Source organism: Streptomyces lucensis JCM 4490, assembly GCF_014650035.1.
GTDB lineage: Bacteria > Actinomycetota > Actinomycetes > Streptomycetales > Streptomycetaceae > Streptomyces > Streptomyces lucensis.
In genome coordinates this window covers 36,215-47,960 of sequence record NZ_BMUE01000020.1, presented here as the reverse complement: position 1 = coordinate 47,960, position 11,746 = coordinate 36,215, and the positions used below count along the sequence as shown (strand labels likewise).

Annotated in this window: 8 protein-coding genes, 1 tRNA gene and 1 pseudogene; 3 read left to right on the top strand and 7 right to left on the bottom strand. The window is 75.1% G+C overall.

The features are described from left to right. The first annotated feature begins 59 nt into the window (after positions 1 to 59). Positions 60 to 3,320, top strand: a complete 3,261-nt coding sequence (gene fdh, locus IE177_RS31305) for a formate dehydrogenase (RefSeq protein WP_190018837.1) — start codon at positions 60 to 62, stop codon at positions 3,318 to 3,320. 1 nt (position 3,321) lies between these two features. Here the strand turns inward: fdh and selD are convergent, their stop codons facing one another. Next, on the bottom strand, positions 3,322 to 4,329 hold the full coding sequence (gene selD / locus IE177_RS31300; RefSeq protein ID WP_190018836.1) for a selenide, water dikinase SelD: 1,008 nt from the start codon (positions 4,327 to 4,329) through the stop codon (positions 3,322 to 3,324). 34 nt (positions 4,330 to 4,363) lie between these two features. Here selD and IE177_RS31295 point away from each other — a divergent pair. Beyond that, positions 4,364 to 4,456, top strand: a tRNA-Sec gene (locus IE177_RS31295). Between the two features lie 35 nt (positions 4,457 to 4,491). Here the strand turns inward: IE177_RS31295 and IE177_RS31290 are convergent. Beyond that, positions 4,492 to 6,300 (bottom strand): annotated as a pseudogene (locus IE177_RS31290) (SelB domain-containing protein); the annotation flags it as partial. After that, positions 6,300 to 7,664: an L-seryl-tRNA(Sec) selenium transferase gene (gene selA / locus IE177_RS31285; protein WP_190018835.1), complete on the bottom strand. Its 1,365-nt coding sequence runs from the start codon at positions 7,662 to 7,664 to the stop codon at positions 6,300 to 6,302. The gene selA and the pseudogene IE177_RS31290, both read right to left, overlap by 1 nt. A gap of 131 nt (positions 7,665 to 7,795) precedes the next feature. On the opposite strand from selA, the gene IE177_RS31280 reads away from it, so the two are divergent. Next, complete coding sequence (locus tag IE177_RS31280) at positions 7,796 to 8,044, top strand: hypothetical protein (protein WP_190018834.1); 249 nt, start codon at positions 7,796 to 7,798, stop codon at positions 8,042 to 8,044. A gap of 6 nt (positions 8,045 to 8,050) precedes the next feature. Here IE177_RS31280 and IE177_RS31275 read toward each other — a convergent pair whose 3' ends face one another. The 4 genes from IE177_RS31275 to IE177_RS31260 form a co-directional block, all read right to left on the bottom strand. Next, complete coding sequence (locus tag IE177_RS31275) at positions 8,051 to 9,073, bottom strand: MASE1 domain-containing protein (RefSeq protein ID WP_190018833.1); 1,023 nt, start codon at positions 9,071 to 9,073, stop codon at positions 8,051 to 8,053. A gap of 66 nt (positions 9,074 to 9,139) precedes the next feature. Continuing rightward, positions 9,140 to 9,970 carry a PP2C family protein-serine/threonine phosphatase gene (locus IE177_RS31270; protein WP_190018832.1) on the bottom strand — a complete coding sequence of 277 codons (831 nt, stop codon included), beginning with the start codon at positions 9,968 to 9,970 and terminating at the stop codon, positions 9,140 to 9,142. 129 nt (positions 9,971 to 10,099) lie between these two features. Next, on the bottom strand, positions 10,100 to 10,420 hold the full coding sequence (locus IE177_RS31265; protein ID WP_190018831.1) for a hypothetical protein: 321 nt from the start codon (positions 10,418 to 10,420) through the stop codon (positions 10,100 to 10,102). An 80-nt stretch (positions 10,421 to 10,500) separates the two neighbouring features. Next, positions 10,501 to 11,709 carry a putative hexosyltransferase gene (locus IE177_RS31260; protein WP_229816347.1) on the bottom strand — a complete coding sequence of 403 codons (1,209 nt, stop codon included), beginning with the start codon at positions 11,707 to 11,709 and terminating at the stop codon, positions 10,501 to 10,503. Positions 11,710 to 11,746 lie beyond the last annotated feature (37 nt).

Here is an 11,746-nt window from a genome sequence, read left to right as displayed (position 1 = left end):
GATGCCGGGCCGGCGGGGCCGCGGGACAATGCCGTAGGGAGTGAGCGGAAGGAGTGGCCGTGGGCGTACGCACCTGGATCGACTCGTGGCCGGTCTACCGCCAGCTCACGGGTACCGACCCGCTGGGCCGGGGCGCGGCCGCCAAGAGCGGGCCCAGCGAACGGCTCCGGCCGCGGGTCGCCACCGCCGACCGGGTGGTCAAGTCCGTCTGCCCGTACTGCGCGGTGGGCTGCGGCCAGAACGTGTACGTGCAGGACGGGCGGGTCACCCAGATCGAGGGCGATCCGGACTCCCCGATCTCGCGCGGCCGGCTCTGCCCGAAGGGCGCGGCGAGTCTGCAGCTGACGACCGGCGCCGCCCGCGAGCACCAGGTCCTCTACCGGCGCCCGTACGGCACCGGATGGGAGCGGCTGGACCTCGACACCGCCATGGACATGATCGCCGAGCGGGTGATCGAGGCCCGGCGGGCCGGCTGGCAGTGGGAGGACGGCGGGGCCCGGACGCGGCGCACCCTCGGCATCGCCAGCCTCGGCGGGGCGACGCTCGACAACGAGGAGAACTACCTCCTCAAGAAGCTGTACACGGCGCTGGGAGCGATCCAGATCGAGAATCAGGCGCGTGTTTGACACTCCTCCACCGTTCCCAGTCTGGGAACCTCGTTCGGCCGCGGCGGCGCGACCACCTTCCAGCAGGACCTGCAGAACGCGGACTGCATCGTCATCGAGGGCTCGAACATGGCCGAGTGCCACCCGGTCGGGTTCCAGTGGGTGATGGAGGCCAAGGCGCGGGGCGCGAAGGTGATCCACGTCGATCCGCGGTTCACCCGTACCAGCGCGCTGGCCGACCTGCACGTGCCGCTGCGCGCGGGCTCGGACATCGCCTTCCTCGGCGGGATCATCCACTACGTGCTGGAGCGGGAGAAGTACTTCCGCGACTACATCGTGGCCTACAGCAACGCCCCGGTGATCCTCCGGGAGGACTTCGGTGACACCGAGGACCTGGGCGGCGTCTTCTCCGGTCTCGACGCCGCCGGCCGCCGCTACGACAACGGCAGCTGGCAGTACGAGGGCACCGAGATGCAGGCGGCCTCCGGCCAGCGCGACACGGAGTACGACAAGCGCACCGGGGGGGACGGCTCGCTGACCGAGGCGGCGCGCGGTGAGGCCCACGGCTCCGGTGGCGCGGTGATCGGCGAGGGCGAGGTCGAACGGGACGAGACGCTGACCCACCCGCGCTGCGTGTTCCAGGTGCTCAAACGGCACTACGCCCGCTACACGCCGGAGATGGTCGAGCAGGTCTGCGGGGTGCCGCAGGACCTCTTCCGGCAGGTGTGCGAACTCGTCACGGAGAACTCCGGACGGGAGCGGACCACGGCCTTCGCCTACGCGGTGGGCTGGACGCAGCACACGGTGGGCACGCAGTACATCCGCGCGGCGGCCATCCTGCAGACCCTGCTCGGCAACATCGGCCGGCCGGGCGGCGGCATCCTCGCGCTCCGCGGGCACGCCTCCATCCAGGGCTCGACCGACATCCCGACGCTGTTCAACCTGCTGCCCGGCTACATCCCGATGCCGTACGCGCACCGCAACGAGGACCTGGACGCCTTCGTCGAGGCGGAGGCGGCCCACAAGGGCTACTGGGGCAACATGCGCTCGTACCTGGTGAGCCTGCTCAAGGCGTACTGGGGGGACGCCGCGACCGCCGAGAACGACTTCTGCTTCGACTACCTGCCCCGGCTGACCGGCTCCCACTCGGCGTACGAGACGACGATGGCCCAGCTGGAGGGCGTCTGCAAGGGCTACTTCCTGGTCGGCGAGAACCCCGCGGTGGGCAACGCCAACGCCAAGCTGATGCGGCTCGGCATGGCGAACCTCGACTGGCTGGTGGTCCGGGACTTCTCACTGATCGAGTCGGCGACCTGGTGGAAGGACGGCCCCGAGATCGAGACCGGGGAGCTGCGCACGCGGGACATCCGCACCGAGGTGTTCTTCCTGCCGGCCGCCGCGCACACCGAGAAGGACGGCAGCTTCACCAACACCCAGCGGCTCCTGCAGTGGCACCACCAGGCGGTCGAACCACCGGGCGAGGCGCGCAGCGACCTGTGGTTCGCCTACCACCTGGGGCGGCGGATCCGCGAGAAGCTCGCCGGCTCCACCGACCCGATGGACCGCCCGGTGCTCGACCTGGCCTGGGACTACCCGACCAGGGGCCGGCACGCCGAACCGGACGCGGAGGCCGTGCTCGCGGAGATCAACGGCCGCGACGCCGAGGGCCGTCCGCTCTCCTCCTACGAGCAGCTGGAGCCGGACGGCTCGACGTCCTGCGGCTGCTGGATCTACTGCGGCGTGTACGCCGACGGCGTCAACCAGGCGGCCCGCCGCAGGCCCGGCCGGGAACAGGACTGGGTGGCGGCCGAGTGGGCGTGGGCCTGGCCGGCCAACCGCCGGATCCTGTACAACCGGGCGTCCGCCGACCCCGAGGGCCGGCCGTGGAGTGAGCGCAAGGCCCTGGTGTGGTGGGACCCGGACAAGGGCGAGTGGTCCGGTCACGACGTGCCCGACTTCAAGAAGGACAAGTCCCCCGGCCACCGGCCGCCCGAGGACGCCACCGGTCCACAGGCGCTGTCGGGCACGGACGCGTTCGTCATGCAGGCCGACGGCAAGGCCTGGCTTTACGTGCCGTCCGGGCTGACGGACGGCCCGCTGCCGGCGCACTACGAGCCCCAGGACTCGCCGTTCCCGAACCTGCTGTACGACCAGCAGCGCAACCCGGTACGGCAGTTGCTGTCCCCGCACCCGGACAACCGCTACCAGCCGAGCGGTGACGAGCCCGGCTCGCAGGTGTTCCCGTACGTGGCCACCACCTACCGGCTCACCGAGCACCACACGGCGGGCGGCATGTCCCGCTGGCAGCCCTATCTGGCTGAGCTGCAGCCGGAGTTCTTCTGCGAGGTGTCCCCGGAACTGGCCGCCGAACGGAACCTGGAACACACCGGCTGGGCGACGATCGTCAGCGCACGGGGCGTGATCGAGGCACGCGTGCTGGTCACCGACCGCGTGGCGCCGCTGACCGTGCACGGGCGCCGGCTCCACCAGGTGGGGCTGCCCTACCACTGGGGCCCCAACGGCTACAGCACCGGTGACGCGGCCAACGAGCTGTTGCACCTCTCCCTCGACCCGAACACGCACATCCAGGAGGCGAAGGCGTTCGCCGTGGACATCCGCCCGGGCCGCCGCCCGCGGGGCCCGGCCTCCGTGGAACTGGTGCGGGCGTACCGGGCGCGGGCGGGCATCGACGAGCGGACCGGCACGGAGCCCTGAGCTACCTGAGCACGACGGAGTGGGCGCCGCGCGGTACCAGCTCCCCCACCACGGGCGCCCCGGGCACCTCGCCGGCGACGAGGAGGCCCCCGGAGGTCTGCGCGTCGGCCAGCAGCAGCCGGGTGTCGTCGTCCGTGGTGCCGAAGTCGGTGTGCGAGGCCACCCATTCGAGGTTGCGCCGGGTGCCGCCGCTGACGTACCCGTCGCGTACGGCCTCGCGGGCGCCGTCCAGGAAGGGCACGGCGGCGGTGTCGATCACGGCGGTGACCCCGGAGGCCCGGGCCAGCTTGTGCAGATGGCCGAGGAGACCGAACCCGGTGACGTCGGTGGCGCAGGCGGCCCCGGCGGCCAGCGCGGCCTCGGAGGCCTCCCGGTTGAGTGCCGCCATGGTGGCGACGGCGTGCTCGAACCGCTCGCCGATGGCCTTGTGACGGTTGTTCAGCACGCCGGTGCCCAGCGGCTTGGTCAGCGACAGCGGCAGCCCGGGCCGGCCGGCGTCGTTGCGCAGCAGCCGCCCGGGATCGGCGATCCCGGTGACGGCCATGCCGTACTTCGGTTCCGGGTCGTCGACGCTGTGCCCGCCGCCGACGTGGCAGCCCGCCTCCGTGGCGATGTCCAGTCCGCCGCGCAGCACTTCGCGGGCCAGGCCGAACGGCAGCCGGTCGCGCGGCCAGGCGAGGAGGTTGACGGCGAGCAGGGGCCGCCCGCCCATCGCGTACACGTCGGACAGGGCGTTGGCGGCGGCGATGCGCCCCCAGTCGTAGGGATCGTCCACCACGGGGGTGAAGAAGTCGGCCGTGCAGACGACCGCCGTGTCCCGGTGCAGGACGACGGCGGCGTCGTCGCCGGTGGCGAGCCCGACGAGCAGCGGGTTCTCGCCGCCGGCGAGCGGGGGCGCGGTCAGTCCCGCCACCACCTCCTCCAGCTCCCCCGGCGGGATCTTGCAGGCGCAGCCGCCGCCGTGGGCGAACTGCGTGAGCCGTACGGACGCTTGGCGGGTCGGTGTCATGCCGGTCTCCTGGGGCAGTAGCCTGACGAGCGGTGGAGGCGTGTGGGTGCCTGGTGGCCCTCCCGGTCTTCAAAACCGAGGTGCCCGAGGATCTCGGGCAGGCGGGTTCGATTCCCGTCCGCCTCCGTTCCCCTCCCGCGCGCGGCAGCACCGGCGCTGGTCGTCGACGCGCTCGGTGCGACCCTGGGCGTCCAGGAGCTCGAGCAGCGGTACGGCCACCCGGCGGGTGGTGTCCAGGGCGCGCCGCGCCTCGCTGAGCGTGAAGGGCTGCGGCAGGGCGCGCAGGACGGCGGCCGCATCGGCGTCGGCGCCGGGCAGGAGGACGATTCCGTCGGCGATCCGGAGCAGCGCTCCGGCGGCCACCGCGGCCGCGAGCGCCCTGCGGTTCAGCCCGAGTTCTTCGAGTCGCCCTGCCTCCGGCGCGCGGAAGGGGGTGCCGGCCAGATCCCGGCGCACGGCGTCCACGGCCGCGCGGACGGGCGGGGGCAGGCCGGGCCGGGGGCCGTCGGCGAGGTACAGGCGCCCTTCGCGGGCGCGCACGCGCGGCGCGGCCCCGGCGAGCGCGTCGACCAGGGCACGGTCGGGCAGGCCGAGCAGGCGGCGGGCCGCCTCGGTGGGCAGGCCGGGCGCGAGCGGGTGGTCGCGGGCGTGCCGGCCGGTCTCGGCGGCGAGCCGGTCCTTCAGGGCGCTCCAGTACTCGGCGTCGGCCAGCCAGTCACCGGCGACGGGTTCCGCGGCGGCGGGTTCCTCGCGGTGCCGGGTCCGGGCGGGCCCGTGCGGGGCCCCGGCCGCGGGTGCGGGCGGTACCGGGATGCCCATGGCGCGCAGGTCGGCGCGCCGGATCAGCTTGCGGCGGCGCAGTTCGGCGGCGCCGTCGGGACGGCCGGTCAGGCCGGCGAGTTCGGCCGCGCGTGCCCGGCCTGCGCCGCGCCGCGTCAGCCGGGGCGGCCGTACGTCGAGGACGGTGACCGCGCGGGGCACGCGGCCGCCGCCGGGTTCGCGCAGCACGGCGCGGTCACCGACGCGCAGGGGCAGGGCCCGGTCGAGGGTGAGCCGGGCGGTGTCCTCGCCGAGCGGGCGGACGGTGACCGGGACGGCCGCGGTGCCGATGTGGAGGGTGGCGCGGCGGGGCAGGCCCGCCGCCGGTTCACCGGTGACGCGGACGTCGGTCACTTCGGTGCTCAGCCAGCGTCCGGGGGTCAGCAGCACGTGTCCGCGGCGCAGGGAGCCGTCCCCGGGGCCGTGCACGTTGACGGCGACGCGGGCCACCGCGCCGACGGCCGCGCGCTGCTCGTGCAGGCTCTGCAGCCCGCGCACCCGCAGCTCGGCTGTGCCCTCCCCGGTGGCCAGCCGGTCGCCGACGCGCAGGGTGCCCGCGCCCAGGGTGCCGGTCACGACGGTGCCGTGCCCGCGGACGGTGAAGGCCCGGTCGAGCCAGAGGCGGACGTCGGCTCCGGCGTCGGGGACGGGCAACCGGTCCGCCAGCCGGGCGAGTTCGGTGCGAAGTTCGTCCAGGCCCGCGCCGGTGACCGCGCTGACCGCGACCGACGCCACCTTGCCGAGCGAGGTGCCGGCGAGGCGCTCGACGGCGTCGGCGCGCACGGGTTCCGGGTCCGCGAGGTCGCTGCGGGTCACCGCGAGGACGCCGTGGCGGACGCCGAGCGCGTCGAGCACGGCCAGGTGCTCCTCGGACTGGGGCTGCCAGCCCTGGTCGGCGGCGACGACGAACAGCACGGCGGGCACGGGGCCGGCACCGGCCAGCATGGTCGCCACGAACCGCTCGTGACCGGGTACGTCCACGAAGGCGAGGTCTTCGCCGTCCACGCCCAGCCTGGTCCACACGAAGCCCAGGTCGAGGGTGAGGCCCCGGCGCCGCTCCTCCTCGTAGCGGTCGGGTTCCATGCCGGTGAGGGCGCGGACCAGGGCGGACTTGCCGTGGTCGACGTGTCCGGCGGTGGCGAGGACCCGCATCACCGCCGCCCTTCCGCGCCGTCCCGGGCCGAGCGGACGGCCTCGGCCAGGCGGTCGTCGTCCTCCTCCGGGACCGCCCTCAGGTCCAGCAGGCAGCGGCCCGCCTCCAGACGGCCGACGACCGGGACGTCGCCGGTGCGCAGTGCGGCGGCGTACGGCTCGGGCAGGGAGAGCGCCGCGCTGGGCAGGGTGACGCCGGGGGCGCCGCCGCCGCCGACCGTGGCGGCCGACTCGACCGCGTGCGCGTCGACGCCGTCGGCGGCGAGGGCGGAGGCGAGCCGGCCGGCGCGGGTCATCAGGGCGGCCGGCCGGGCGGTGAGGGCGAGGGCGGTCGGCGTGGGCGGCCCGGTGAGGGTGGCCTCCAGTGCGGCCAGGGTGAGCTTGTCGACACGCAGGGCGCGGGCCAGGGGGTGCCGGGCGAGGGCGCGGACGCGTTCCTGGCCGCCGAGCAGGAGTCCGCACTGGGGGCCGCCGAGCAGCTTGTCGCCGCTCGCGGTGACGAGCGCGGCGCCCGCGCGCAGCTGGGTGTCCGCGTCGGGCTCGTCGGGCAGTGCCGGGTGCGGGGCGAGCAGCCCGGAGCCGATGTCCACGACGACCGGCACGCCCAGCCCGGTGAGTTCGGCGGCCTCGGCGGCCCGCGTGAATCCGGTGATGCGGAAGTTGGACGGGTGCACCTTCAGCACGAACCCGGTGTCCGGGCCGATCGCCTCGGCGTAGTCGGCGGCGGTCGTGCGGTTGGTCGTGCCGACCTCGCGGAGCCGGGCGCCGGTGGAGACGAGCAGGTCGGGCAGCCGGAAGCCGTCTCCGATCTCCACCATCTCCCCCCGGCTGACGACGATCTCCCGGCCGGCCGCGAACACGGTGGCGGCCAGTACCAGGGCGGCGGCGCCGTTGTTGACGACGTGCACCGCACCCGCGGACGGCACCCGCTCGTGCAGCGCGGCGAGGGCGGAGCGCCCGCGGCGGGCCCGTACCCCGGTCGCCAGGTCGAGTTCGACGTCCGTGGGTCCGGCGGCCTCCTGGACGGCCCGGCGGGCGGCGGCCGAGAGCGGGGCCCGGCCGAGGTTGGTGTGCAGCAGCACCCCGGTGGCGTTGAGCACGGGACGCAGGCCGCCGGCGGTGCCGGGCAGCAGGGCGACGGCCGTGTCCGGCACCTGTTCGGGCGCGATCCCGCCGCCCCGGGCCGCCTCCTGCGCCCGGCGGACGGCGGCCTTGACCACCGGCGCGCCGAGCCGTCGCACGGCCGCGGACAGGCGCGGGTCGCGCAGCACCAGGTCCGTGCGCGGAACGCGGCGTCGTACGTCGCCGTCACCCGCGGTCCCGTTGCTCGTGTGCGCCGTTCCCGGTGCAGCGCGCTGTTCCATGCCGCCCCTGTCCCTCCGGTCCGGCCACTGCCCGTGAAGGCCGCACCCATCGTCTCCCAGTGCCCCGGGGCGGCCGTTCGACACGCCGGGAGGGGCGTTGTCCCGGGCGCCGCCCGGGTACCCGGCGCCGCATGGACGACCACGACGCGAACGACCACGAACGGCGGTGGAGGGGCGGGGGCGCGGCGGACCCCGGGCGGCGTCCCGGCGGTGCGGCCGGGGCTGCCGCCGACGCGCCTCCGGGCATCGCCGGGGGCCGCGGCGCGGCCACCGGCGGTCCTGCGGTTGCCGGCGGCTCCGGCCGCCCGCTGCTCGGCCCGGACGGGGACCCGGATCCGGGTGCCGGCGGCGAGGCGGCGGGCGGCCGGTCCGGGCGATGAGCGCGGTCACGGGTTCGCGCCGCGCCGCGGCCGGCCGTCGGTGTCGCCGGGGTCCGGGTGCGGCCGGGACCGCGGCGCCTCCCCGGCCGTGAGGTGTTCCAGCACCTCCGCCAGCTCCAGGCAGGCCCGCTCCACCGAACGCCGGGTGTTGCGCTGCTCGGTGATCACGGCGGACAGCAGCAGCGCGGTCAGGGCCATCGCGCCGTTGAACGCCTGCAGTTTCAGCATGACCTCGATGCGGCTCAGCCCCGCGAAGGCGCCGTCGCCGTCGGTCGCGGCGATGGTGGCCACGACCGAGGTCAGCAGCACGCACAGCACGCTGCCCACGAACCGGAAGCGCAGGGCCGCCCAGATGATGAGGGGCGAGACCAGGAAGAGCAGGCTGACCGAGCTGAAGGCGGCCAGCGGTACGAGACCGCAGGCGGCCAGGGCGAGCGCGGTCGCCTCCTTCCAGCGGCCCAGCGGCGGCGGCCAGCGGGCCCCGTGCAGCAGCAGGAGCAGCGGGGTGACGATGAGGACCCCCATCGCGTCCCCGACCCACCAGGCCAGCCAGATGAGCCAGAAGCTGTGCGCGGCGGGTGCGTCGGTGAGGACCACGAGGCCGACTCCGACGGTGGCGCTGACCGTCATGGCGGCGAGGGCGGCCAGGAAGACCAGGGCGAGGCCGTCCCGCAACCGGCTGAGGTCCTGGCGGAAGCCGGCCCGGTGCAGCAGGAGCGCCGCGCACACGGGTGCGGCGGTGTTGCCGGCCAGGACGCCCAGCACCTCGGGGCGGGGCTCGGCGACGGACAGCACGACGAAGAAGGAGCCGAGCGCGATGCCGGGCCAGCAGCCCATGCCGAGGATCAGCAGCGCGGCGACGGCGATGCCGGTCGGCGGATAGACGGGGGTGACGACGGCGCCCTCGATGGACAGTTCGCGCAGGAGGCCGAGCCGGCCGGCCCCGTAGTAGGAGGCCGCGACGGCCAGCACCTGGACGGCGTGGACACCCGTCCGGCGCAGCTCCTCGTTACCCACCACAGCAGCCATCTCACACCGGCGGCCGCGGGACGGCGAGGCGGGAGACGGTGCCGTCCGGCCCTATGGCTGAATCGTTCACGGGCCGGCACCGGCCCCGTCACGGCCCACGACGAGGACGGCGGCGTCGTCGTCGTGCCCGACGCTCGCGGCGCCCTTGATCACGGCGGCGGCCAGCGCGTGGACCTGCAGGCCGGCGAGGGCGGCGAGGCCCGCGAGGCGCACCACCTGGTCCAGGCCGGCCTCGATGTGCAGCGCCGGCCCCTCCACCACGCCGTCGGTGAGCAGGACGAGCACTCCCCCGGCGGCCAGCCGGTGCCGGGTCACCGGGTATTCCACGCCCATGGCGACGCCGAGTGGCGGCCCTCCCCGGTCGTCGACGACGCCGGACCTGCCGTCGGCCGTCGCCCACACGGCGGGGATGTGGCCGGCCCGCGCGCTCTCCAGCTCACCGGTGACCGGGTCGAGCCGCATGAAGGTGCTGGTCGCGAACAGCTCACTGCCCAGGGAGAGCAGCAGGTCGTTGGTGCGGGCGAGGAGCTCGCCGGGCTCGCCGGTGACGAAGGCGAGGGCCCGCAGTCCGGCCCGGACCTGGCCCATGAAGGCGGCGGCCTCGATGTTGTGGCCCTGGACGTCGCCGATGGACAGCCCGATCCGGCCGTCGGGCAGAGCGAAGGCGTCGTACCAGTCCCCGCCCACGTTGAGACCGAGGTTGGCCGGCGCGTACCGGACCGCGAGGCGCAGTCCGGGTACACCGGGCAGGTCGCGGGGCAGCATGCCGCGCTGCAGGGCGATGGCCAGCTCGACCTGCGTGCGTTGCGCCACCGCGCGCTCGCGCGCCTCGGCGGTGAGCGAGCCGAGTCTGGCCAGCAGCTCGTCGCCCTGGCCCGTGAAGCGCTTGCGGGGCATCGGTCACTTCCGGCGGAGCGGTGGCCCGGGGGGCCGAGCGCCTGGAAATTCGGCAAACGTGTGCATTTTACCGATATGGAGCACCGTCGCCCAGTGGAGAGCGGAGAGGGGGAGCGCTCGCGGGTCCGGTCAGCGGACCTCGGAGTCGATGCCGGTGATCACCGCGGGACCCAGGGGCGCGCTCCGCTCGTCCAGTCCCGCGTCGCGCAGGGCGCGGTCCGCGAGGTGGCGGGCCTCCTCCTCGGCGTGCGGGCCGGTGTCCGCCTCGACGGTCAGGCGGAGCGTGAAGGTGCTGTCCTCGTTGACGCTGAGCACGTCCAGGTCCTCGGCGCTCCCCATGCGCGTACCGTGGGGGTCGGCCGGCCGCAGGGCCCGGGCCAGCCGGTTCGGGACGTCGGCCTCGATCCCCTCGGTGAAGGTGCCGGGGACGCTGATCACGTAGGTCGTCATGACGATCCTTTCCTCGGGCTCCCCTCGCCTACCCCGTTTCACGGTGTTCGCACCGCGGGTCTCCCGTGCGGCGGCGCCGCTCACAGCGGGGAGTGGACCACCGCCGTCACATAGGCGCCGAACAGCAGGGACACGGCGGTGAGGGCCGCGTAGACCAGCACCGCACGGGCCCGCCGCAGACGCCAGGTCCGGGCGAGTGCGCGCGCCATCGGGATGAGCAGGGGGAAGGCCGGCAGCAGGAAACGCGGCTTGGACGAGAACGAGCCGGAGGCGCCGATCACGAGCAGGACGAGGACCCCGGCGAAGACCACCAGGGCCAGGGGGGCGCGCTCCAGGCACAGGAGCGCGAACAGGAGCACGCCCGCCGACACGATCACCAGGGCCGCCGGGTAGACGAATCCGCCGCCGTGCAGGAGCAGGGCCTTGACGAAGCGCAGCGAGCCCGCGCCGAAGTCGAAGCGGGAGTCCCAGGCGCTCTGCACCTTCAGGTAGCCGCCGAGCAGGTCGTCCGTGCGGCTGCCCACCCACAGCACGTAGCCGAGCCACCCGAGGGGCGCCAGCACCGCGCCGGCCCACAGGGCCGCCGGGACCCGGCCGCGCCGCCGCAGCGCCTCGTGGGCGGCGGCGAGGGCGACGGCGACCGCCACCGCGAAGCCGCTGGGCCGGGCCAGGCCGGCCAGCGCGGCCAGCGAGCCCGCCCACAGCCAGCGTCCCCGGAGCACGCAGTACAGGGACCAGGCGGCGAGCGCGGCGAACAGCGACTCGGTGTAGGCGATGGTCAGCTCGACGGCATGGGGCAGGACGGCCCACAGGGCGACCAGCGCGGTGGCCACCCCCCGCCCGTGGAGGTGGTGGCCGACGGCGTAGACGCCGTACGCGGCAGCGCCCGCGGCGGCCCAGGCGAGGAGCAGCGCGGCCTGGCCCGCGGTGAGCGGAAGGAGGGCGGTCAGCGCCCGGATGAGCCCCGGGTACAGCGGGAAGAAGGCCCAGTCGGTCTGGACGGCGCCGTCCGGGGAGATCCAGATGAGGCGGCCGTAGCCGTGCGTGGCGATGTGCAGGTACCAGCGGGAGTCCCAGGAGTGGGCCAGGTTCCTGACCAGCGGGTGTCCCCGGTGTGCGTTGGTCAGGACGACCGCGAGGACCCCGGCGAGGCGGACGGCGGCGAACAGGGCGAGGGCCGGCAGCGCGCCGTCGGGGTCGGGGCGCCGGGTGATGCGCGCCAGGGCCGGGCGGCGCCGGGGGCCGGACGGGGCGGCGGGCTCGGGCCGGGGTACGGATGAGGTGCTCACGCCCCTGACCTTGGGCAGCCCCGCGGGACGGTGCAAC